The sequence below is a fragment of the Variimorphobacter sp. HTMS_6 genome (assembly GCF_059717775.1).
On sequence record NZ_AP046094.1, the window covers coordinates 2,429,619 to 2,453,645 of the forward strand.

A 24,027-nucleotide genomic window follows, 5' to 3' on the forward strand; every position below is an offset into this window, starting at 1 on the left:
ACTTAATTGATAATTAATAAATATTAATCCGGATTAATGGATTGAAATAACTTGATATAATCTACCAGTTCAACCTTGTTATCATCCTTCAATATATATCCTGTCACAAATTCAGAATGTTCCTCTTCGGAAGTGTATGTAATAATATCCGCTTCCGATTGTCTGTGGATTCCATTCACCCCATCCACATGAATTGCAATATTTTTATCTCCAAAACCAGTATTAATAATCATTTGGCTTTTCAGTTCTGCATCACTAACCAAATCAAAGCACTTATTAAAATCTATAACTGTAATGATAAAATCCCTCGGCATAATAATTCCTTCAACAAAAGGATGTGCATGTGGTACAGGGGTAGGTTTTGATGTATAAGATAGAATTTCTCTAATCTCATCAACACCGATTCCATACTTATTTCCACCTGCTCTAAACTCAAGAATCTCTATTTCCTTTAACGCACTTTCATTCATTATATCCATTTCCATAAGTTCCCCTCCAATAAAGGATATTTGCTCATTTCGTCACGTTTTGATTATAATTTACATAAATCCGTATAATTCATTATAGTGTCAATCTCACTATTTGTAAAGTGCAAGGTAATAGGAAAAAGGAAATGTATGTATATCAAATATTATAATTTTACAATATTGATATCGGCACCATATTCATAAACCTTTATACTGAATTTCACCTATACATTGGGGTAACATGATAACTAGGTTTCGTATAATACACGCTTTTCGTTGTTGCAATATGACATATATCAATAACTTAAAAGGGATGTTGCAAAATAATAATTCTATGAAGGAACAATATTAATTGCCTCACATACAGATCGGAAGAACAACATTCATATTTTGTATTTCGTAATCGTACATAAAAGTTCGCCTTCAAAATACAAAATATGAATGTTGTCTTCCAAACAGTGCATTATGGCAATATAACATTATTCCTACGAATTATTATTTTGCAACATCCCCTAACGGTTCTTCAGTCATTTATTCAGATAATATTCTCTTTAAGAATTCCTTTGTTCTATCCTGTGTTGGATTGTTAAATATCTGTTCCGGTGTTCCTTCTTCTGCAATAACACCCTTATCCATAAATACAACTCGATTTGAGACATCTCTTGCAAAACCCATCTCATGCGTTACAACAAGCATTGTTAATCCGGTTTTAGCCAGTTCCTTCATTACATTTAATACTTCACCTACCATCTCAGGATCAAGTGCTGAAGTAGGCTCATCAAATAATAACACGTCAGGTTCCATGGATAATGCTCTTGCAATCGCCACTCGCTGTTTTTGACCACCGGATAATTGCTTCGGTTTAGCGTTAATAAACGTATCCATTCCTACAACGGTTAGATATTTCATTGCAACTTTTTCCGCTTCCGCTTTGGAACGCTTTAATACCTTAATTTGTCCTACCATACAATTACTGAGTACATCATGGTTATTAAATAAATTAAATTGCTGGAACACCATACCCAGTTTTGTTCTATACTCATAGATATCATGCTTATCATCTAGAATATTTTCACCGTTATAAACAATCTCTCCGCCACTTGGCTTTTCAAGAAGATTGATACAACGTAAAAGTGTTGATTTACCGGAGCCGGAAGCACCAATAATGCAAACAACCTCACACTTATCTACTGAAAAATCAATATCCTTAAGAATCTCATTTTGACCAAAGGATTTGCTTAAGTGTTTGATATCAATTACTTTTTCCATATTACCCTCCCTCTATTATACCTGCATCTGGTTGCCCGGAATCACTTTATAGCTGTCCGGTCCGTCTAATTTACGTTCAATCAGACGTAAAATACGGGTAACTGTAAGAGTCATAATTAAATAAATAATACTTGCAATGGTGAAAGGAACAAAGAAGTCATAGGTATTACTTACGACGGAACTTGTCTGGAAATACAGTTCGGATACAGCGATAACATTTAATACAGAGGTATCCTTAATATTAATAACGAACTCATTACCAAGAGCCGGTAAGATATTACGTAACACCTGCGGTAACACTACATTCATCATGGTCTTAGCATGATTCATACCAATCGCATGAGCTGCTTCAAACTGTCCCTTATCGATGGAGATAATTCCACCGCGAACAATCTCTGAGGTATATGCACCGGTATTAACGGATACGATAAATAGTGCTGCAACCGTTGTATTCATATCGATACCAAACATAATAGCTGAACCGTAGAAAATAACCATCGCCTGAACGATCATTGGAGTACCTCGGAACAACTCTACATAAACCGTAATAATAGCGAATATGAACTTTAAGACATATCTTTTTACACCTTTATCCGGAACCGGTATTGTTCTTATCGTGCCAACGCCCAAGCCGATCACCGATCCGATTATCGTACCAATGATTGATATGAGTAAGGTTAACCCGGCACCACGAAGGAATAAAGGGTAATAATTCACAAATGTATCAATAATTTTTTGTAACATATAAATCTACCAAACCTTTCTTTCTAAGGATCTTGAATATTTAACAAGAAAAAGGCTGCCCCAAAGATGTAATGTGTTTTGGGACAGCCTCTGAATTTACATCATTATTTTCCTGATGGTTGATTTTTAATTGCTGTATCCATGATTTCTTTGCGTTCTTGTTCTGATACGCCTGCTAATACTTCATTAATCGTATCCGTAAGCTTACTCTTCTTCTTAAGACCAACCGCAATTGCAACATCTTCTGGTGAAGCTTTGAATCCCTTGTCTCCAAATTGAACCATGGCAAGCTTTGGATTTGCTGTGGATGCACTTACCCCTTCCGGATATTCGGATACATACCCGTCGATTTTGCCTGCTTCGAGAGATACTCTCATTGCTGAGAAATCTTTCATCGCTGTTTGTTTTTTGACACCGTTAATCTGATCGATTACTGTATAATGAAACGTTCCTAACTGTCCGGTAATCTTTGCTCCGTTAAAATCTTGAATAGAGGTTGCTTTCTCATAAGCGCCGCCCTTTTGTACTACCATAACAAGATTAGAAGTATAGTACTTGTCTGAGAAATCAATTGATTTCATTCTCTTTGCTGTCGGGGACATACCTGCAATAATTGCATCAATCTTTCCTGATTGCACAGCTGGTAATAAACCTTCCCATTGTGTCTTCACAACAACAAGTTTCTTACCTAACTTGTCCGCGATTTTCTTCGCAATCTCTACATCATATCCGCCCGCAAATTCTTTTGTACCTTGAATCGGAACACCACCATTTGAGTTATCAACTTGAGTCCAGTTAAATGGTGCGTATGCTGCTTCCATACCTACTTTAAACGTATTGTCATCCTTTTTTGCACAACCTGCTGCAACAATAGTTGTAAACATAGCAAGCACAATTAATAATGATAATTTTCTCTTCATATCATCTTCTCCTCCAAATATAAAAAATAAATCTCTGTAAATCATAAACCATTTCTGACCAGCATAAGTTTTTCTCGCTTTGCATAAAAAACCGCTATGGAATTCCCTGCTTGTGGTGGATGCGTTCTCAATGAAAAAACCTGAGTCTCCTCAGGTTAAACTTTGATGTCTAACTTACTATGCAACGCTAGTCTTTCTCATGTCACTAGTTTACAATATAGTCTGTTATCTGTCAATTGCAAAAAACAATATAGAGTTAAATAAAAATCTTTTATTTATTACCTAATCCCCTTATTTTCGGCTCCTCTCAAAATCCTTTGAAATGGTATTATTTTATACTTAATCTTTACTTTATATCAACTAAAATGTAAAGATCTACGAGATGTTCCGTTTCTCTATTAGAATCATCCATATTCACAGAATTTGCTATCAAAGTCAACACAGCTTTATTATTCTGCTTGTTAAATGTCATTTCTTCATTGGTAGCTATTGTTTTTTCGGTTGAATCATTGAATTTTGCAAAAATTTCCTTAACTTGATAAGAGATCAGCTTTTTATTGTCCTGCTCTATGACAATACTCTTATCCCGATATTTCCCTTCCGCCTTAACAGAATATACTTTGTTATTATAGTTGAAATTACCAAGTAAAACATCATCATCTTTTGTGTTAATATATGCGGTTATCAGATAATCATATCCACTTATCGAAATCGGTATATTTTTTTCTCTTGAGATATCAATATATTTATTGTTACTTTTATCATATCCGTATTGATCAAATCCAAATACTGCTGCAAAATCCTCGGATTTCTGGTAGGTTGAAAGCCAGGGTATTCTTTTCAATTCATCTACTCGATCCAAATAGGCTACTGAGGAGGTAATAATCTTCTTATCTTTTTCAGACACATCGGAGTTTGCTACTATTGTCCCTTCTTTTAACATATCATTTTTAATAAGCACTTCCTTTAAACGAGAGGATTGCACGTTCGAACTCAGGGTAAAAGCATCTATTGGTGGAAGTATCGATATAATTGACAAAGCGATCAAGACAGGTGCGATGATACCATTCTTTCTTAAAGGTGCTAAGGAAAAGACAAACCCGGCTACCACAGCAAATACACCGAACAAAATACTATAATAACGTCCATAAGTAACTCCCACATCATTTATTTTCATAATTGATGATAATGTTTGAAACAGAACTACCGGTATTAGGATCTTTGGAAAAATTAATCGAAAATATTTTATTATTACATTTTCTAGATTGCAGGCAAGTAAGTAAACGAGAATCATCGTTAAGGAGTAGGAAACCAAAAGTGGTTCCATCAGACTATCCGTCCAGAACTCTCCAGTTATATTGATCAATATATAGATCAGTAATATAATAGTGAAGATTATAGTAATAGGAACTATAATATAGGAGATTAAAACCTCTAAAAACTTCGATGATGAAATATGCTTCTCTGTTCGTTCTTCTTCCCCTATTTGATATCTCGGAATTAAACTCAAAAAATAAATTGGAGCCAGAATCACAAATACAATTGTTGCGGAATATTCATAACCTAAGTCATCTAGTGGTAGAATTAACTCGCTAAATGTAGCAAGAATCAACACAACTCCAAGATAAAGAACACCGGTAAAGAAAATTGATAAAAAGAAGGCTTTAAACGTGGCCATAAAGCTTTGATTTATATTATATTTGCTACGCATAACCGGTATCCATAGAAAAAGAATGAACAGAATAAAGAATAACACTTCTGTTCGGATGAATACTCTCGTGCCATTAAAATTCATATTATGAATAGCCAGATAATAAATCAAAACCGATAACACAGCGATTCCCATATAAATGAATCGATAAATCTTCGATGAAAATAACCGTTCAAATATCATCTGACCTATCGCACTCACCATTGCTCCAAGTAAAAAAGCAACAAAAAGTTTGGTAAATAGCTGCGGGTTCTCTTGTACTCCTGAATTAAACTCGTCATATATCATCTTCCCAATAGCCATCCAGTTCATAACAGCCGCTATTACTAATAAGAGAACTGTCATAGGAAAACGCAAAACTGTATCAGTTATATTCTTCCATCTCGTTCCTAACATTGAAGTAATGTTCAAATTTTTTCCGTCCTTTCTACTCAGTACAAACAAAAGAGCTTTTGCTAAATAGATTATTCCCTAAAAGCAAAAGCTCAATTATATTACGCAAAAATATTCCACTTAATACATTCAAAATTTTCAGATATCGAACAAAATACTGCTCAATTATTAACCTTCGGTTTGTTCTTCTCTTGCATTCTCATCCATAACTTTTTGCTGAACATCGGATGGTGCCTGTTCATAACGTGCAAATTCATATTCAAACTCACCACTGCCACCCGTCATAGAACGAAGATCTGTAGAATAACCATACAGTTCCGACATCGGAATATCTGCTTCGATCTCCTGCTTGCCTCCTGCTATCGGATTCATACCGAGAACCCTACCACGCCTTTTATTCAGATCACCCATGATATCACCGGTGAACTTGTCCGGAACAGTGACCTTTAACGATGCAATTGGCTCAAGAAGAACTGGGGATGCTTCCATAAATCCTTGTTTAAATGCTTGTATCGTTGCCATCTTAAATGCCATTTCTGAAGAATCAACCGGATGATAAGAGCCGTCCACTAAGGTTGCTTTTAGGCCAACCACTGGATATCCGGCTACCGGTCCCTTTACTACAGAATCTGCAATTCCTTTTTCCACCGCCGGGAAGAAGTTTCTAGGAACAGAACCTCCAAAGATTTTCTCTTCAAAGATAAAAGCCTTCTCGCTGTCACCCGAAGGTTCAAACTCAATATGAACATCACCGTATTGACCATGGCCTCCGGACTGTTTCTTATATTTACCCTGTACACGAACCTTCTTGCGAATCGTTTCGCGAAACGGTATTCTTGGCTTCATCACTTCAATATCTACTTTATACTTTGATAAGAGTTTATTCACAACTACATCTAATTGCTGATCACCGATACCATATAATAAAGTTTGTCTATTCTCTTTATCATTTATTAATTTTAAGGTTAAATCCTCATCCATTAGTTTACTAAGGGCCTGTGAAACCTTATCATCATCGCCCTTGTTTTTCGTCTTAAAGCGTTGATACGTATAAGGCGTTGCAACCGATATGCGTTCATAACTAATCGGGTTTGCTTTCGTTGACAATGTGTCTCCGGTTACAGTTTCACTTAATTTTCCGAGAGCACCAATATCACCTGCATGAAGCTCCTGAACCTCAATCTGCTCCTTACCTCTTAATACATAGAGGCGATTGACTTTTTCTTCTGACTCCTTGTCCGTATTAAATATAAGCGAATCTGACCTTATCACACCAGAGCAAATCTTGAATAATGAGAACTTACCGATAAATGGATCGGCAATCGTCTTAAACACTCTCGCTGAAAACGCCTTTGATGAATCATAATCTCCAGCAAATTCACTACCGGTTTTTGTATTGGTTCCGCTTACCTTCATCTTTGTTGGGTCGGGAAAGTATTTTTCGATCGCTTGTAATAACATTGTTGTACCCTGGGCATGTACACCGGAGCCCATCATAACCGGTACAACGGAGCCATCTATTACATTATTTCGAAGTGCAACAGAGATCTCTTCCTGTGTAAACTCTTCACCTGCGAAGTACTTTTCCATCAATTCCTCGCTGGTTTCAGCAACTGCATCCAGTAAAGCTTCTCTGGTTTTCGAAAGATTTTCCTTGCTATAATCGGGAATCTCACATTCTTCATAATTACTGGCAATAGTAAACTTTCTTCCCGCCATCTTTACAACATTAACGAATCCTACAAATTTTTCATTTTCTCGAATCGGAATATGAAACGGTGCTATCTTCTTACCATAAAGTTCTGTTAATCTCTCCACCACTTCACGATAGCTTGCATTATCATCGTCCATATCTGTTACAAAAAATATCCTAGGTAAACTATACTTTTCACAGAATTCCCATGCCTTCATTGTTCCGACTTCCACTCCTGCTTTTGCCGAAACCACAATGACTGCTGCATCGGCAACTGCCAAAGCTTCCTCTACTTCTCCGACGAAATCAAAATACCCCGGAGTATCAAACAAATTAATTTTGATATCCTCAAATAGTATCGGCACTACCGTAGTGCTGATGGAGAATAATCTCTTTTGTTCTTCCTTGTCGTAATCACTGATTGTATTTCCCTCTTCTACTTTTCCCTGACGTTTGAGTATTCCTGTTGTATACGCTATGGCTTCGACTAAAGTAGTCTTACCACAGCCACCGTGGCCTAACAAAACAACATTGCGGATCTTTTCTGAAGTGTAAACATTCATAAGCTTTCCTCCAATACGCGAATAGTAAGTAGGTTATCTGGGTTAACAAATTTTCTGATAATTCGATGAATTTGTTAGTAAATACATATAATCACCCATAAATACTTCTTAGTATATTTTACTAGAAGTGAATTTGTTTTACAATAGTTTTTTGGAAATATTGACATTTTACTTTCTTTTCCACTTTAAACCGTAACACTTTAAAGTAATAGAGTATTGACACCGGGAATCATTCAGAGTATAATTTCAAATCAAGATATCGATGCTATAAAGAATGATTGATCTTTGATTTAATATATTTATGTAGCATTAATTATAAATCGGAGTACTATTTACAACGAAGTAAATGTCCGATACATATCAATTTATTGAAACAAGAAAGGATGAAAATGTATGATTATTGTTATGAAACCTCATGCGAAAGCAGAGTCAATCGAACAAATTAAAAATATTATTGAAACGAATGGACTTGATGCTCACATCTCCGCGGGTAAGGAAGTTACTATCATTGGGGTTGTTGGTGACAAGTCTAAACTTTTGGATCAGAACCTTGAAATATTTGAGGATGTAGAACGTATTGTGCCTGTAACTGAGAGCTATAAACTGGCGAACAAGAAGTTCCACCCGGAGCCTTCTATCGTTAAGGTTGGAAATGTGTCAATTGGCGGAGATTCTATGATTGTAATGTCAGGTCCCTGCGCGGTAGAGAGCAAGGAGCAGCTTCTAGCCACCGCTCATGCGATCAAAAAGGCAGGTGCTCACATTCTCCGAGGTGGCGCTTTCAAACCTAGAACCTCTCCCTACGCTTTCCAAGGACTTGAGGAAGAAGGACTTCAATATATGAAAGAAGCCAGAGAAGAAACCGGTCTTCCTGTTATCTGCGAAGTAACCAGTTTAAATGCAATCGAGGCAGCAGTAAAATATGTAGATATGCTTCAAATCGGAGCCAGAAACATGCAAAACTTTTATCTATTAAAAGAAGCCGGAAAGTCAGGTTTACCGGTACTTTTAAAACGTGGTTTGTCCGCAACCATCGATGAATGGTTGAATGCTTCCGAATATATTATTGCGGAAGGTAACCCAAATGTAGTATTATGTGAACGTGGTATACGTACTTTTGAAACGGCGACCAGAAATACATTAGACATCAGTGCCATTCCGGTTATTAAGGAAAAGAGCCATTTACCGATTATCGTAGACCCTAGCCATGCAACCGGTGTTCGTGCTTATGTGAAACCTCTTGCAAAAAGTGCTATCGCAGTCGGGGCTGACGGTTTGATGATTGAAACTCACCCTAATCCTGCTGTCGCATTATCGGATGGTCCACAATCTCTTAACTTTGATCAGTTCGAGAAATTGATGAAAGAGTTATCCCCTCTTGTGGAGCTCATGGGAAAGAAATTTTAATATAAAACATAAAAATCAGGAGGTATTCATGAACGATTTAGAAAGTGATTTTAAGAGCGAATTTAAAATTGGTTTTGTTGGATTTGGATTAATCGGCGGTTCCATCGCCAGGGCATTAAAAAAGATAGACAGTAGTTTCTATCTCTTCGCCTATGATTATCACAAAGATAAACCAAGCGCCGATTTATTGGCTGCTCAATCTGATGGAGTGCTGAATGCAATTACCAGTTCTCTAGAGGAACACTTTCCCGAATGTGATCTTCTGTTTTTATGTGCCCCTGTCCTATCAAATATCAATTACTTAAAGCAATTAAAGCCCATATTAAAACCCACCTGCATCTTAACCGATGTGGGTAGCGTTAAGGGTAATATCCATACGGCTGTAAAAGAGCTTGGTATGGAGGCTCAGTTCATTGGAGGACATCCGATGACAGGCTCTGAAAAAACCGGTTACCTAAACTCCTATGCATTGCTGATGGAAAATGCCTATTACATACTCACACCTTCTCAAACTGCACCAGAGAAAATGGTAACTCTTCTACACGGTTTGGTTGAAAAAATGGGTTCTATTCCGATTGTTCTTGATCCTTATGAACATGATAAAATCACCGCTGCCATCAGCCATGTTCCACATATCATTGCTGCTCAGCTTGTAAATCTTGTTCGAGAATCTGATGATGAGACGGAGAACATGAGGGCACTCGCTGCCGGAGGTTTCAAGGATATTACACGTATCGCTTCCTCCTCCCCGATTATGTGGCAGAATATTTGTTTAACAAACGCCAAAGATATCAAGAATCTTCTGGATCGCTATATTGCTTCCTTGCAGGAGGCCTCCAACGCTCTTGTTCATATGGATGAAGATTATTTGTACAAGATGTTTGATGCGGCCGGAGAGTATCGCAGTGCGATTCCAAACAAATCCATTGGATTAATGAAGAAAATGTTTGAAATCTATTTGGATATCATGGACGAGGCTGGTGCAATCGCAACGATAGCTACTCTATTAGCAAGCAACCAAATCAGCATTAAAAATATCGGAATTATTCATAATAGAGAATTCGAAGAGGGCGTACTCAGAATTGAATTCTATGGAGAGGATGCGCAAGAAAAAGCTGTTTCTCTTCTTGCACGTTATAATTATCACATCTACGAACGAAAATAATTGTTTTACTTGAAGATATAAGTATATATAGTTATAAAATATTATTATGAGGAATTCTTAAAATATTAATATATAGTAAATTATTATTTTTCAAAATTATTTTAGTATATGTTGATTTTATTAGTCCATTTTACAAATTACAAATCATTAAATAGTTTGCTTCATTATTACCTCTATCAATAATAAATGTTAGGAGAATACACGATGATATTTCAAAAAGGCGGGCCCTTAAAAGGAACAGTTACAGTACCAGGAGACAAATCCATATCGCACCGTGCTGTGATGTTTGGTGCCTTGGCAGAAGGTACAACCGAAGTTACTAATTTTCTACAAGGTGCGGATTGTCTATCAACAATACGTTGCTTTCGCCAGCTAGGAATCGATATCATAAATAATGCCACTAAGGGTCAAGTAATCATTCATGGCAAAGGGCTGCACGGACTGACTAAGCCGAAGGATATGCTTGATGTAGGTAATAGCGGAACTACGATGCGACTCATCTCCGGTATCCTATCCGGTCAGCCGTTTTCCGTAACACTAAACGGGGATGAATCCATTCAAAAGAGACCAATGGGTAGAATCATGAATCCACTTACCTTGATGGGTGCAGATATTAAGAGCCTTAACGGGAATGACCGTTCCCCTCTTATTATAAATGAATCTTGTGAATCACAATCAAGATTAAAAGGTATCCAGTATATCTCCCCGGTTGCATCCGCTCAGATTAAATCAAGTGTACTTTTAGCCGGACTATACGCTGAAGGGGAAACCTCTGTCACTGAACCATCACTATCCCGAAATCATACTGAACTTATGTTAACTGAATTCGGCGCTAATGTCACATCGAGCGGAAACACTGCAACTATACAACCAAATCCAAAGTTAATCGGAAGAAAAATCAATGTTCCCGGCGATATCTCCTCTGCTGCCTACTTTATCGTAGCCGGTTTAATTATCCCAAACTCAGAAATCGTGATAAAAAATGTTGGGATTAATCCAACAAGAGATGGAATTATCCGTGTATGTCGCCAGATGGGTGGGGATATCCGTCTTGAAAATGTAATTGATAATGGAGGAGAACCGGTTGCTGATATCGTCGTAAAGCATAGCGAACTTCATGGCATCGAGATTGGTGGCGATATCATTCCTACCTTAATTGACGAGATACCAATCATTGCAATACTGGCTTGCTTTGCTAAGGGTCAAACAATTATCAAGGATGCAGCAGAACTAAAGGTTAAAGAATCCAATCGTATCGATGTTATGGTTGACAACCTCTCAAAAATGGGGGCAGATATCGTAGGCACTGAAGATGGAATGATTATTACCGGAGAAAAGACGCTACATGGTGCGACGATTGAAAGCAAAGTAGATCACCGAATCGCAATGAGCTTTGCGATTGCAAGCTTGCTAGCAGAGGGTGAGACCAATATCCTCGAAGCAGAATGCGTTGACATCTCTTATCCGAATTTTTATAGCGATTTAAAAATGCTTCAGTAAGAATTGACAAACCAAAGGGGCTGTAGTTAATTATAATTCAACTACAGCCCCTTCATTCATGACTTTCTGTTAATAGCAAATCATAAATTTGGTTTTTCTCGTTTGTCTCTAGTAAGTATTCTAAGGAGTATCATACAACATCATTTTGACAAATATTCTTCAATTTCCATCGCTCTATCACTTATTTCCTCGGGAATGGCATCCTCTTCAACATCCGGATATCTTCCATGTTGTTGATAAAACAATTCATGCTCAATACTATTTTTAACTTGTGGTCTATCTTCTGATCTATACTGTGCTTTGACATGTGGATGTTTTGATTGAAGGTCTACTTCCGATTTAATATCCATGATTTTAATCATATCATTCATCCCCTTCCAAAATTTTATCTATCATTATTATCCACATTCCCAATCAAATATATTCAATTATTTATAATTTTTTCACAATATTGTATTTATATTTTATATTTTTTACAGCATATTTACCAATGATAATGCTATTTCGTTCATTATTCCACCCTAAATATGCAAACGAATCGTTATCACTCAATCTATATCTATCGATCACTCCAAATCATAAAGAAGTATATGCACTGACAAAAAATATGGGATATAACTTTAGTCACCACCAAAGTTATATCCCTTAGATTCCTTTATAATCTGATTAATAACCGAATGATCCAAGTAAGGATTCGTCATTCTCAATCCAATCATTTACTTCTATTACACGGAACTCATCCTTCGAATCGCGGATAATCACTCTATCAATACCGGCATTGATTACCAAACGTTTACACATCGAACAACAGCAGGAATTCTCAATATAAGCTCCGGTTTTTACTTCAGTACCTGCCAGATAAAGAGAACTGCCAATCATCTTATCCCTTGATGCACTAATGATCGCATTTGCCTCAGCATGAACACTTCGACAGAGCTCGTATCGTTCCCCTCTGGGTATATTCATTTTCTCACGCACACAGGTTCCAAGATCAGAGCAATTCTTTCTTCCTCTTGGTGAGCCTACGTAACCCGTTGAAATAACTTCATCATTTTTTACAATAACAGCTCCATAATGTCTTCGAAGACAGGTTCCTCTTTTTGAAACCACCTCCGCTAAATCCAAATAATAATTTGCCTTTTCTCTTCTTTCCATGGGAGTTCCTCCTTTGCAAATGATACCAAAACTAAAATTCAATTCATCTATAACTGATATTACTATGAGTTTAAGCAGTTGTAAATCTTTTTTCTTTACGGAATTATGATTTATACTTATAACATTACGTATGGAAATCAATAAAATATCTTTTCCTAATTAAATTAATTCCAAAAGTATGTAGCATTAATATTTATTATCTTAATGAATCTAATTTTATATATTTGATAGTGTATTTTCTTTCTATCTGTAATCGATCATTCTCAGTTGGTGTGGTCGCTATAAATTCCTTTGGTATCTCCGAATTATATGGATACATGATGCTTCTATGATCTCCAATAGGCAGGATATGACCCGGAATTGGATGATCCAGTCCTAAACAGTGTCCTAACTCATGACAAGCGGTTCTGGTAGCTCTCGGTAATAATAAATCTGTTTTCATAACAACAATACAATTTGTCCAATCACAAATTGGTCGAACTCCTAACTCGGTTGCCGGTGTTTGAATACCATTTAACTGCTTATAAAACATTGTATAGGCTAGCGCAGTCGGTGATATCGGTTGTGGGAATGACCGTAATGCCCGAAACATAACAGTTGCATTTGATGCATTGTATACCCGAATAAATTTAACCTTGGCATTAGGTGAATTCTTCTTTGTAGCATCTATCCATGAACTGATTGCAGATAAAATTGCTTGCACATATATAATATTATTCGCTGTTGCCTCTATAAAGTAGGTACAACTTGATACGCCGTTCCAACCTTCCAAATTAGAATCATAAATATAGTCTACATAATTTATGGCTACTTCTCTCCCTTCACGTACACCCTATGAAATATAATTAATTTCACTTTCAAATGGATATATTTTATCTAATTCTACGCAGAGATATCGTCAACTATTAATATTTTTTTCTTATGCAATTCCAGTTATGTTGTATTTGATATCGAAAAAAACTCACCATTATAATCATACAAGTGTAAGACATTATATATATAAGATTAAGGAAATAAACAAGTTCAAGCCAGTTATACTAATTTAAGATGTTCATATTAGTTCGAGATATTCATACTAGTTCGAGATATTCATACTAGTTCGAGATATTCATACTAGTTCGAGATATTCATACTAGTTCGAGATATTTTTTATAAGTTCTAGATAATCATAAAGCGCGTCGTAAAATCCATGAATAGATTTTGCGACGCGCTTTTTATAGTTTTATAACTTTAATGCTTATTTATTAATTACAGATTTCTGACTGCTAATAATACAAAGTTAAGAATAAATAATGCCGTGAATACATAAATAATCGGATGTATTTTCTTTACCTCTTTTTTAAGAACAGCAATTAATACATAACTGATAAAACCAAAAGCAATACCGGTTGTAATACTATAGGTAAATGGCATTAGTGCGATGGTAAGGAATGCAACTGCTGCAACGCTGAAATCTTTCCAATCAATCTCACCAACAGAAGACATCATGAGGATACCAACTACTACAAGTGCAGGAGCTGTTGCAACACCAGGTACCCATCCTAGTACCGGAGAGAGTACAAGGCAGCACAAGAATAGAAATGCTGTTACTACTGATGTCAAACCGGTTCTACCACCGACAGAAATACCTGCTGAACTTTCAACATAGGTTGTTGTATTGGATGTACCAAAGAACGCACCAACGATTGTAGCACTAAGATCAGCAAATAATGCTTTGTCCAAACGAGACTTAATTCCCTTACCTTCTAACATGAGCTTCTCATCTTCCGCATCAAAGATGCCGGAGCGACGACCAGTACCGATGAAAGTACCAAGGGCATCAAAAATATCAGTAAGTACAAATGCAATAATAGCAGTTAATGCAAGGATAAGCTTATCTCCACTAGCAAACAAGCCACTAAAGTCCATCTTAAATGCAGTATGTTTTACAGATGCAATTGAATCTAACACATTAGGACCGTTCGTTACAGCCCCGATTAAATCTTGCCAATTCTTTCCATGTAAACCTAACTCATTTGGTGAAACGTTAAAAACGACCATTTCAATCCATGCAATCGCTGTTGTTGCAGCAATACCAATCAAGATAGCAGCTTTTACTCTTAATACCATCAGTATAAGAATTAGAACAATACCAATTAATGCCAACTGTACAGCCTTATTAGAAAAGTTAACAAGTGCAGGAACTGCTGATGAACTAGCGACTACTGTTGCATCAGCTGGAGTTTTACCAAAAAATTGATAAGTACCAGGGTCACTTGTGAATTTTAATAATCCACAGTCCTTAATACCTATGTATGCAATGAATAAACCAATACCACCACCAATTGCTTTTTGCAATACAGATGGCATGGAACGGATAATCATTTTACGAAGTCCTGTTACTGTGATGATAATATTAACAACACCACAGATGAATACCATAGCTAAAGCTTGTTGCCATGTGAATCCCATAACACCACATACAGTAAAGGTAAAGAATGCATTCAACCCCATACCAGGAGCTAGTGCATATGGTACATTAGCAAACAGCGCCATAACTAAAGTTCCAACTACTGTAGAGATAATTGTTGCAACAAAAATTCCTGTTGGGTCAAATGGGTTGGCTTCAGTACCTGCTAACTTTAAAATATTTGGATTTACGAAAATAATATAAGCCATTGTAAAGAAAGTAGTAATACCAGCGATTACCTCAGTACGAACATTAGTGCCGTATTTCTTTAGCTTAAAGAATTTTTCCATGGTTACATCTCCTAATATAATTATTATGAAAAACCTCTGCCAACAAAAAAATAGATTGAAACAGAGTTTCAACCTATCGTAGAGTCGAACTCAAAACTTCAGTCTTGGAATCTGAAATCTGAATTCTAATCCGATAGTCGGGTAAGTAACGGTTACCCGGTAGAAACTGCCGACCCATAAACGTCAGCGATATATCGAAACTATTTAATTAAGGCGGGATTTTTCCCAACCATATTATAGTACAGCTTGTACTTTTTTGCAAGCAAATAAAAGGATAAAATTAATACCATTTTTACCAAATATTTAGAATTAGTTTAAATAAATCTTAGAATTAGTTTATTTTTGATACTTTTATGCTCAATATTCCTTGCTTCTACTAGTATTGTAATTATAATGAGTTAGTTTTTAGGCTGCTGTGTAACATAATAAAAGGTCAAAACAATTCCATTCAGTGAAAGTTTCAACCTTTTATCAGGTTAATTTTTATCAAGTTAATTTTTATCAGGTTAAATTTTATCAAGTTAATTTATGAAGTTAATTTATGAAGTTAATTTATAAAGAAGTATTAGAAATAAAGCAATGTCATAACCCAAGCTCCTAATGCTATACTCGGTGCAAAAGCTAGCTCCTTTTTCATCCTCATCTTTTTTATATGAACATGCTTCAGATTGAAAAGTAAGAACAGACATGAGGATAAAACATTATGAAGCAATAATATAGTAATGGTCAATTCCTGATATTTAAAGCCTAAAAGTAACAATGCCACGTTAAGAAAAATCCAGGTATCTCCCAACCCAAACATATTTTTTAAACTGAGAATGATTAAGAAGAATAAGTAGATAGTAAGGCCAATGAGGCGCTCAAGAGATGGTTTAGAAAGAATCAAACCGACTAATCCAATGATAAAAAAGAGAAAGCATAACATTCGATAAACCTTCATGGTTTTATAATCAATCCATGCCGTTATATATAGATAACATAAGAAAAGGCTGGTATACATCTGATGGAAATTCATCTGTCCTTGATTCTTATAGAACAGTAAAAGCTCTGTAACAAACAAAAATGCAAAAAGGTAATTGCTATCTTGTCTAGTAAAATGAAATGAAAGGTCATCATCATATTTATTAAGAACTTTTAGTGAATAAAAGCTTAAGACTGATAGACTCAGAGGGAAAAGAATAGAAAAAAATAAAATTGAAAAATAGCTTATCATCATATAGGTTCCTGTAATTTCATAATCAATGTGAACGTATCCGTGTATGGATATTACTGAGACTTCGAAGTCTTCTCACTTCCAATTCCGTATACACTGTTTTCCATTCCGTTTTCCGATATGCCGTAATCTCAACAGGATATCGTCCTTCTTGGCAAATAATTGGAACTTGAAACAAATGTGTTATCGAATCCGATTCTTCGGGTGTTAACAGATATTCTGCTTCTTCAATCTCACCGCTTTCAGTAAATGTACTGTCAAAAACGATATGAACTTTATCCACATATCCGGTCAAAGAAATCATAATTCTCCCCTGCTGCCCTGGTTCAAATATTGGTTCAAAGGGATCTTCCAAGCTTTTTGCTACCGCTGTTACTGTAAAGTCTGATACCGTGTTGTCCGATATTTCCTTAACATTTCCTGCGTTATCTATCAGAAAAACTGTGACATCTAATACTGGAGCGCTTTGTAGTGCTTCGGTTAATGTAACATTAGCTGCATAAATTTTATTTTCATTAATCGGATCTAAGTCCTGCATTACGTAAGAAGCCAAGTTATCTTTATCCTTAATTTTCACATAGACTCTACTAATACCCGATAACTCTTCAACAATGTCATAAACATTAATTGACATCATGGAACCAATTCTTTGCTTTGAAACTTTGGCTGTCGGAGCAGTTTTATCAATCAAATATTGACCACTTGTTATAAGTGAAACATTAGTAGCCCCATCAGTAACTTCAGCCTGTATCAAATCAAATCCCTCTGCTGTCACACTAATACTGGAAGGATTTTTACCTTCAATGTTTTTCCATCCACCATAACTTTTTCCTTTATCGCTGGATAAACGATATCGCCACCTAACGACACCGCTTCCTACATCTCCGGGAGTAAATGTTGTGGATATATTGGTATTTCTCCAAACACAATTATTCGGTAAAAAGCTTCCGGTTGGTAAGACTTTATCAAATTGATAGGTACCGCTGGTAACCAATGACGTGTTAGCTGGATTTGCATAATCTGTGACTTCACATTGGACTTTAAAGGTTTTTGTTGTATTTGAGGGGGTGTCAACTAAAATATTTGATGTTGTGTCACCGATGACTAAATTACTCCAGGCTTCTGTATCAAAGGTTCCATCACTTGATATGCGGTATCTCCACTGTTTGACCCCACTGCCAACATCACTTGGATCAAAGGATACCGTAAGGCTTTTATTTTGCCATGTATGAGTATTTGGCGTAAACATGCCGGACGGTTTCGTTCTGTCAAATTGATAATTATTACTTATGATTGTTGAATAATTGCCTGCTTTATCCTTAACCGTACACTGTAACTGGTACCATATCGTCGCACCTTCCTGACAACTTAATGGTATTGCCTTTAACGAATCACCTTTTACTGTAGTTGCTTCTGTTACTGTAGACCATGCAGTCCACGAAGAACCTTTATTTTGTGATGAGCGGATTTGATATGTCCATTGAGCCACTCCACTTAATGCATCATATGGATCAAAGTAAACATTACACGATGCTGCACTACTCCAATCTAAACTATTAAACACAGCTCCGCTCGAATTCTCAAATTGCCCTGTAGGTTTGGTTCGATCAATATAATAAACACCGCTTGTAGATTCACCCACATTTGCAGGAGTAGCATGATCAGTAACTTCTGCTCTAAGAACGATCCGACCTTGAGCTGTTAAGTTCCAGGTATATGATGTAGCGGTACTCGTTCCGCCATAATCAGTAAATGTAGTTCCTCCATCCAGTGAATAACACAAGCGAAAACGATCTACACCACTTCCAAAAACGTCATCTTTCGGTGTGACTACAACATTATAAGATAGCTCATTCGTCCATGAAGTACTGGTATTCGGTGAAAATGTTGCATATGGTTTTGTTCTGTCAAATTGATAATATCCACTTGTAATAGTAGATGAGTTTCCTGCTTTATCCTTAACCGTACATTGTATCTGATAACATATATTCGCATCCTTCGGAGGATTTAATAGAATTGCCTTAGTTATACCCCCATAAACAGTAACAGGATCAGACCAAGCAGTCCATGAAGTTCCTTTATTCTGAGTCGACCGTACTTGATAACTCCAGACATCTACTCCACTTAATGCATCACTCGGGTCAAAATAAACATTACAAGATGCTAAACTACTCCATGTCAAGCTATTAAATACGGCGCCACTAGCATTTTCAAATTGCCCAGTTGGTTTTGTTTTGTCAATCAAGTAATTGCCGCTCGGTATCGTAGTTGTATTTCCAACGTTATCCATAACCACATATTTGATTCTACGCCAACCTTCCGCTTCTAACTCCGAATCATTATATTTTTCTTCTGTGTAAAGATGCTCGGCTCCTGTACTATCCCAATTCCAAGTAGCTCCTTGGTCGGTACTTGTTCCATTATAGCGTGTATATTTATATACACCAGATTGAGAATCTGAAGGAGTAAATTGAACAGGCACTGATTCATTTGTCCATAATGCCGAAGGTGGTTTATAAACACCAGTAGGACCATTACCATCCGCCGCTACATTAACACTGTCTGCATCATCATAATCCCCGTTCAAAATGGAATCTGACATATGATTATAGGCATCTGTTCGCTTGGTAGTAGTTTTCATGCTAGTACCATTATAAATCCTTGCTCTTGGCTGAAACTTAATTATGTCATCATTTTTATCTAGTTTAAATGATGCATTCGTTGTCATTACATCAAATGTACTATTTATTGTTGAAGACCAGTTTTGTATCGTTGTTCTTATATCACTTACGTTAGCTTCTTCCTCATTATAGCTAGGCTTACCAATTGATATATTATTTCCTAATGGAATCAAAAAGAAATATTGGTTCAACCACTGTTGAGTATGTCCCGGTGTTACATCTACGGTATGAATCCAATTCAAATTAGGCTGAAAATTATCGGATTTATACCAAGCTGTGGAAACTTGTTTTAGATTAAACGCTACACCTAAACGAGTATAATACAGTTTCTTTGACGAATTATAATATCTACCATCAGAAGGGATGATACTACTTGTAAAATCAAGAGTTACTGATTTAAACCCTATTTTTGCCCCTATTCCTTCTATTTCAAAATAATTAGCAAAAGAAGATTTGGTTTTCTGTGACCATCCTACACCACAATTTATAATTGCATCTTGAGATCTATATATATCACCCGCATAGGAATTGGTACCATCCCCATTTTCATACATTTTACCAAAATCACCGCTTTCATTTGTTGTAATAATTGCATCAAAGTAAAATACCGGTTTTTGGCTATTTCTTGTAAAACCATTATAATGATCTATTACATCCGAATTTAAATCTGTATTATTAGAAGAACGACCTCCATGTGCAAGTATCATATAGTTAATGAGATCTGTGTAATCTATTCTATATAAATTGTATTTATATCCATCAATCGCTTGATCTGTGTTTCCTACTCTTTTTATACATTTACCGCCTATTTTTGCATTTGCAGTATGTTTATCTTTATCAGTAATTTTAAAACCTAATGTTTGAAATCTAATCCCACTGCTTGCTGCTTTCGCTTTTGTACAAAAATAGTATGCATCATCTACCCATTTAATAGCTTTCCCATCACCATCACAATATTTATTATAAAAATCATATGCACTTAATGACGTATCCGCATATACAGGGCTTGGCCTAGTTGAAAGTACTATTATAACAAACAAAAAGACAGGTATTGTTATCCTTTTAATCCACTTAATAATATAATTCAAAAATATCAATTCCCTTCTACGTTTCTAAATGATTATTTTACTACACATACATAACGATGACATTTCAAATTATTCTTCTCAGTGAATGTGATTCTCACAATTGCAATTTCATCACGTTCCGGATAATGTCCAATGCTTGTTTCAATTGAATCCAATATCTGAACCATTGGACATCGTTCTGCTACAATAATTTCTACAAATTCATACTTTGAATTCCATTTAATATCACCGCACGCATATTGTTTCGCTACCTTTTCACATTCACTACTCCAAGTGTATTTCGTATTAAAATTACGTCTGTGTTCGATTATGTAAGGAAGTTGATTCTTCAAACTCACAAGCGTGTTTTTATCAACACTTTTAACTATTCCTAACGAGGAGTTGTTTGAAGCAAAATGCTTTGGATCAATCAAATTCGACGGCTTCGTTGAACCTGGTTTTTTCGTTGTTACATACTTTGTAGTAACGTAAGCTGTTTTATTCTTATAGATAATCCTTGTCCAACCATTATTCGTAGTACCGGTTCTCTTTAATGAGGTTCCCTTCTTCAGCGATCCTAACTTCTTTGAAGTAGAGGTAAAGCTTGAGTACACATTTACTTTTCCTGTAGTATAAACCGTATCTTTTTTCTTTGTCACTTTTAAAACTTTTACCTTACTGGTCGTAATATAAGCTGTCTTATTTTTATATGTAACCTTTGTCCAGCCGTTGTTCGTGACACCTGTTCTTTTAATGATTACTCCTTTTGAAACTGAGCCAATCTTCTTTGATGCTGAGTTATAGCTTACATATAAACTTACTAATCCGGTTGTAAATATGGTATCTTTTTTCTTAGTTACTATAATAACTTTTACATATTTGCTTGATACATAAGCTGTTTTGCTTTTATAAGTAATTCTTGTCCAGCCATTATTAGTAACTCCGGTTCGTTTTATGACGGTACCCTTTTTCAAGTTTCCGAGCTTTTTAGTAGTTGCCGAGTAGCTAGCACGTATATTCGCTGAGCTCGTTACAAATACACTGTCATTTTTCTTTGTAATCTTTACAGCTGCTTGTGCACTTTCACCGTTCAAAGCTACGGATACGACCATGAAAAGCACTAATACCATTGATAAAATTTTCTTACCCATATTACACCCTACTTTCTTTTGTTATTGTAAATATATTCTAATAAATTCCAGAAAGATGTTCAAGTAAAATTAAATAATATTTGATTTAAACTGACATTATTCTACCTTAATACCTATAATTACATTTAATATTTGCTTTTTACTTAATATCACAAGTAAATTTTATAATTTAAATTTATTCACCTTGCTTACACGAACTTCCCCTAATGTTATTTTTTCATTAAATTCTTTTACTTGATCTCGATCTATGATAATATTCAAAATAACCGCAGAAGGTTGCTTCTGTGTTTTCTCTATCCTTTGTCCGTTCGTATCAAATACTTTCTCTACATATGCGTAATCAAGTACTTCCGTGTTGATCTTATTTGCACTGTTTACCACAGCGATTTGTATGATATCCCCTTGTCTTATAATCCCTCCTACCACTTGAGAAAGATCAGAAGCTTCAAAGCTTATTTCCACCGGATTTTTAATATCTTGTAGTATACTACTTTTTTTCAAAAGACGTGCTTTGGAGATTATTTCTCCCTCATGGAACGAACTGCCAGATACCGTTCCGATTATATTATCATATGAATCCAATGTATCATTCGATTTGAGGCTTGCCGGAATTTCATCTAGATAAAAATATTTTTTTATATTCTCTTTTGTGAATTCCGTATTACTTTCAATACTACATTTTGCTCTTAAAAGCTCACAATGCTCATAATCATTTAACAATGATTTTTCTATATTGATTAGGCCGATGTAAGCTATCACTGCGAGTAGGAAGCTAAATAAGAATTTTTTAATTGAATGGCTTGATTTATCACTCTTACTTTTACGACTTCTCTTTAATTTCTTACGAAATATTGGGATTCCCCCTTCCTTATCATTCTTGATCAACAATATCAATGCATCCCTCTTTATACACATAATGGGAGTTATTCATGAAACCTTTGATTGTAAAACCAACTCGGCTGTATATCGTAGTATTCGTTATAATCACGCCGTCCGGAGTTTTTAATACACCTAACTGTCCACACCAATTAATGGTCTCTGTCACTGCTATTCCATTGATTAAGCTTCTTCGAACCTGAGTGATATTTGAATCCACGACATTGTAAACCGAAAATTCAATGATGTCGATACTAGATTGAATGTATTCCGTATTCATCGGTTTTCTATCCTCAGATAACCTCAAATTATCTATCAGCGCTTCTTCATAGGCAAAATAGGATGTATTAAAATCTCTAATTTGAATAGTACCAAAGCTATTGTATTTATCTTTATCTATCTGTGCTGCTGCCAAATTCGATAAAGATACTGCATCCTGAATGTCTTCATTTACAATTCCGACGTGTTTCATTTTGATTACAAAGGATGCCAACAAACATACCAATCCGATCAGTGCTAAAAAGAATATATAATATAACATACCGGATCCATTATCTTTTTTCATACAATCACACTTACCACTTCTACTTTATTAGTTCTTGGCTGTTGATGACTTATGTATTTTTACCGGTATCAGTTTACTCGCTTTTGATAAATGCATCCAACTTTCCATTTGAAATGTTTTAATTTCCAAACTACCGTTTATATTTAACAGAATTTTATCCCCATAATTGACCGGTTCCTTTGTAGTACCTGCTAAAGATATGTCAGTAAGTCCTTGATCAGTCAGATCTTTCACTAAATTAGTTTGATCCTCCTCACCAAGATATCCGGTTGATTCCATCCTTAAAATATATTCCCTGCCTATCATCTCAACTTTTGTCTTTTTATCCAGATCCGAATACCAGTTCATCATGATAATGCATATGATTGTAACAATAACCAAAGCTACCATAACATATACAAACTCAATCATGCTGCCTTGATCTTTTTTTAATAAGCACTTGTAATCAATCTTTTTCATCGACATTCTCTCTGTACCTGTTTTAATCATCAGCTAAACAAACCATCAATTTCTGTAGTAGCTTTTGTCATGATGGTTGAGATAATTGTAGAGATCTGCGTTCGAAAGATTAGTAACAGAGTTACTGCCACAACTACCAGCCCAATTTCTGCGATAATTTCCTTCCCCCCGCAATCTTTTTTCATAAAAACTTTTTTAAAACATGTAAAATTCTCCATTACTTTCTGCTTCTTAACTAACAATTTGTACATAACTTTAATCCTTTCATGGTTTTTAATTTTCTATTTGG

At 35.7% G+C, this 24,027-nt stretch carries 20 protein-coding genes and 1 riboswitch; of the genes, 3 read left to right on the plus strand and 17 right to left on the minus strand.

Translation table 11 applies throughout. The features are described 5' to 3' along the window. Positions 1-23 precede the first annotated feature (23 nt). The 6 genes from AC6IWN_RS11005 to fusA all read right to left on the minus strand — a co-directional run bounded on the left by AC6IWN_RS11005 (position 24) and on the right by fusA (position 7,760). Positions 24-485 (minus strand): chemotaxis protein CheW, encoded by a 462-nt coding sequence (locus AC6IWN_RS11005; RefSeq protein ID WP_497987465.1) that lies wholly within the window; start codon positions 483-485, stop codon positions 24-26. A gap of 513 nt (positions 486-998) precedes the next feature. Further along, positions 999-1,736 (minus strand): amino acid ABC transporter ATP-binding protein, encoded by a 738-nt coding sequence (locus AC6IWN_RS11010; protein ID WP_497987466.1) that lies wholly within the window; start codon positions 1,734-1,736, stop codon positions 999-1,001. A 15-nt stretch (positions 1,737-1,751) separates the two neighbouring features. Then, positions 1,752-2,480, minus strand: coding sequence for an amino acid ABC transporter permease (locus AC6IWN_RS11015; RefSeq protein ID WP_497987467.1), 729 nt, complete (start codon positions 2,478-2,480; stop codon positions 1,752-1,754). A 104-nt stretch (positions 2,481-2,584) separates the two neighbouring features. Continuing rightward, positions 2,585-3,400, minus strand: a complete 816-nt coding sequence (locus tag AC6IWN_RS11020) for a transporter substrate-binding domain-containing protein (RefSeq protein WP_497987468.1) — start codon at positions 3,398-3,400, stop codon at positions 2,585-2,587. A gap of 346 nt (positions 3,401-3,746) precedes the next feature. Further along, positions 3,747-5,522 carry a DUF4153 domain-containing protein gene (locus AC6IWN_RS11025; RefSeq protein ID WP_497987469.1) on the minus strand — a complete coding sequence of 592 codons (1,776 nt, stop codon included), beginning with the start codon at positions 5,520-5,522 and terminating at the stop codon, positions 3,747-3,749. Between the two features lie 150 nt (positions 5,523-5,672). Continuing rightward, positions 5,673-7,760 carry an elongation factor G gene (fusA, locus tag AC6IWN_RS11030; protein WP_497987470.1) on the minus strand — a complete coding sequence of 696 codons (2,088 nt, stop codon included), beginning with the start codon at positions 7,758-7,760 and terminating at the stop codon, positions 5,673-5,675. Between the two features lie 393 nt (positions 7,761-8,153). Here fusA and aroF point away from each other — a divergent pair, with 393 nt between their 5' ends. The 3 genes from aroF to aroA all read left to right on the plus strand — a co-directional run bounded on the left by aroF (position 8,154) and on the right by aroA (position 11,832). Continuing rightward, positions 8,154-9,167, plus strand: a complete 1,014-nt coding sequence (gene aroF / locus AC6IWN_RS11035; protein ID WP_497987471.1) for a 3-deoxy-7-phosphoheptulonate synthase — start codon at positions 8,154-8,156, stop codon at positions 9,165-9,167. 28 nt (positions 9,168-9,195) lie between these two features. After that, complete coding sequence (locus tag AC6IWN_RS11040) at positions 9,196-10,332, plus strand: prephenate dehydrogenase/arogenate dehydrogenase family protein (protein ID WP_497987472.1); 1,137 nt, start codon at positions 9,196-9,198, stop codon at positions 10,330-10,332. A gap of 204 nt (positions 10,333-10,536) precedes the next feature. Then, positions 10,537-11,832 carry a 3-phosphoshikimate 1-carboxyvinyltransferase gene (gene aroA, locus AC6IWN_RS11045; RefSeq protein ID WP_497987473.1) on the plus strand — a complete coding sequence of 432 codons (1,296 nt, stop codon included), beginning with the start codon at positions 10,537-10,539 and terminating at the stop codon, positions 11,830-11,832. Positions 11,833-11,972: 140 nt separating this feature from the next. Here aroA and AC6IWN_RS11050 read toward each other — a convergent pair whose 3' ends face one another. The 11 genes from AC6IWN_RS11050 to AC6IWN_RS11100 all read right to left on the minus strand — a co-directional run bounded on the left by AC6IWN_RS11050 (position 11,973) and on the right by AC6IWN_RS11100 (position 23,989). After that, positions 11,973-12,194 carry a hypothetical protein gene (locus tag AC6IWN_RS11050; protein WP_497987474.1) on the minus strand — a complete coding sequence of 74 codons (222 nt, stop codon included), beginning with the start codon at positions 12,192-12,194 and terminating at the stop codon, positions 11,973-11,975. A gap of 304 nt (positions 12,195-12,498) precedes the next feature. Continuing rightward, entirely contained in the window at positions 12,499-12,987 is a 489-nt protein-coding gene (locus AC6IWN_RS11055; RefSeq protein ID WP_497987475.1) for a dCMP deaminase family protein, read from the minus strand. 196 nt (positions 12,988-13,183) lie between these two features. Next, on the minus strand, positions 13,184-13,759 hold the full coding sequence (locus tag AC6IWN_RS11060) for a zinc metalloprotease (protein ID WP_497987476.1): 576 nt from the start codon (positions 13,757-13,759) through the stop codon (positions 13,184-13,186). A 476-nt stretch (positions 13,760-14,235) separates the two neighbouring features. Continuing rightward, a complete protein-coding gene (locus AC6IWN_RS11065) occupies positions 14,236-15,726 on the minus strand; it encodes an NCS2 family permease (protein WP_497987477.1) in 1,491 nt (496 codons plus the stop codon). Between the two features lie 114 nt (positions 15,727-15,840). Then, positions 15,841-15,943, minus strand: a riboswitch (purine riboswitch). Between the two features lie 348 nt (positions 15,944-16,291). Next, positions 16,292-16,939 carry an A24 family peptidase gene (locus tag AC6IWN_RS11070; protein WP_497987478.1) on the minus strand — a complete coding sequence of 216 codons (648 nt, stop codon included), beginning with the start codon at positions 16,937-16,939 and terminating at the stop codon, positions 16,292-16,294. 25 nt (positions 16,940-16,964) lie between these two features. Further along, entirely contained in the window at positions 16,965-20,708 is a 3,744-nt protein-coding gene (locus AC6IWN_RS11075; RefSeq protein WP_497987479.1) for an Ig-like domain repeat protein, read from the minus strand. A gap of 32 nt (positions 20,709-20,740) precedes the next feature. Next, positions 20,741-21,838 carry an SH3 domain-containing protein gene (locus AC6IWN_RS11080; RefSeq protein ID WP_497987480.1) on the minus strand — a complete coding sequence of 366 codons (1,098 nt, stop codon included), beginning with the start codon at positions 21,836-21,838 and terminating at the stop codon, positions 20,741-20,743. A 162-nt stretch (positions 21,839-22,000) separates the two neighbouring features. Next, positions 22,001-22,732, minus strand: a complete 732-nt coding sequence (locus AC6IWN_RS11085; protein ID WP_497987481.1) for a hypothetical protein — start codon at positions 22,730-22,732, stop codon at positions 22,001-22,003. Further along, complete coding sequence (locus AC6IWN_RS11090; protein WP_497987482.1) at positions 22,710-23,279, minus strand: hypothetical protein; 570 nt, start codon at positions 23,277-23,279, stop codon at positions 22,710-22,712. Before AC6IWN_RS11090 ends, AC6IWN_RS11085 begins: the two co-directional genes overlap by 23 nt. A 27-nt stretch (positions 23,280-23,306) precedes the next feature. Next, on the minus strand, positions 23,307-23,738 hold the full coding sequence (locus tag AC6IWN_RS11095) for a hypothetical protein (protein WP_497987483.1): 432 nt from the start codon (positions 23,736-23,738) through the stop codon (positions 23,307-23,309). Positions 23,739-23,767: 29 nt separating this feature from the next. Next, on the minus strand, positions 23,768-23,989 hold the full coding sequence (locus AC6IWN_RS11100) for a hypothetical protein (RefSeq protein ID WP_497987484.1): 222 nt from the start codon (positions 23,987-23,989) through the stop codon (positions 23,768-23,770). Positions 23,990-24,027 lie beyond the last annotated feature (38 nt).

Bases quoted from the DNA above. Each gene is read 5' to 3' on its own strand.
- AC6IWN_RS11005 (WP_497987465.1), bottom strand. From the start codon at position 485: ATGGAAATGGATATAATGAATGAAAGTGCGTTAAAGGAAATAGAGATT.
- AC6IWN_RS11010 (WP_497987466.1), bottom strand. From the start codon at position 1,736: ATGGAAAAAGTAATTGATATCAAACACTTAAGCAAATCCTTTGGTCAA.
- AC6IWN_RS11015 (WP_497987467.1), bottom strand. From the start codon at position 2,480: ATGTTACAAAAAATTATTGATACATTTGTGAATTATTACCCTTTATTC.
- AC6IWN_RS11020 (WP_497987468.1), bottom strand. From the start codon at position 3,400: ATGAAGAGAAAATTATCATTATTAATTGTGCTTGCTATGTTTACAACT.
- fusA (WP_497987470.1), bottom strand. From the start codon at position 7,760: ATGAATGTTTACACTTCAGAAAAGATCCGCAATGTTGTTTTGTTAGGC.
- aroF (WP_497987471.1), top strand. From the start codon at position 8,154: ATGATTATTGTTATGAAACCTCATGCGAAAGCAGAGTCAATCGAACAA.
- AC6IWN_RS11040 (WP_497987472.1), top strand. From the start codon at position 9,196: ATGAACGATTTAGAAAGTGATTTTAAGAGCGAATTTAAAATTGGTTTT.
- aroA (WP_497987473.1), top strand. From the start codon at position 10,537: ATGATATTTCAAAAAGGCGGGCCCTTAAAAGGAACAGTTACAGTACCA.
- AC6IWN_RS11050 (WP_497987474.1), bottom strand. From the start codon at position 12,194: ATGATTAAAATCATGGATATTAAATCGGAAGTAGACCTTCAATCAAAA.
- AC6IWN_RS11055 (WP_497987475.1), bottom strand. From the start codon at position 12,987: ATGGAAAGAAGAGAAAAGGCAAATTATTATTTGGATTTAGCGGAGGTG.
- AC6IWN_RS11065 (WP_497987477.1), bottom strand. From the start codon at position 15,726: ATGGAAAAATTCTTTAAGCTAAAGAAATACGGCACTAATGTTCGTACT.
- AC6IWN_RS11070 (WP_497987478.1), bottom strand. From the start codon at position 16,939: ATGATAAGCTATTTTTCAATTTTATTTTTTTCTATTCTTTTCCCTCTG.
- AC6IWN_RS11080 (WP_497987480.1), bottom strand. From the start codon at position 21,838: ATGGGTAAGAAAATTTTATCAATGGTATTAGTGCTTTTCATGGTCGTA.
- AC6IWN_RS11090 (WP_497987482.1), bottom strand. From the start codon at position 23,279: ATGAAAAAAGATAATGGATCCGGTATGTTATATTATATATTCTTTTTA.
- AC6IWN_RS11095 (WP_497987483.1), bottom strand. From the start codon at position 23,738: ATGAAAAAGATTGATTACAAGTGCTTATTAAAAAAAGATCAAGGCAGC.
- AC6IWN_RS11100 (WP_497987484.1), bottom strand. From the start codon at position 23,989: ATGTACAAATTGTTAGTTAAGAAGCAGAAAGTAATGGAGAATTTTACA.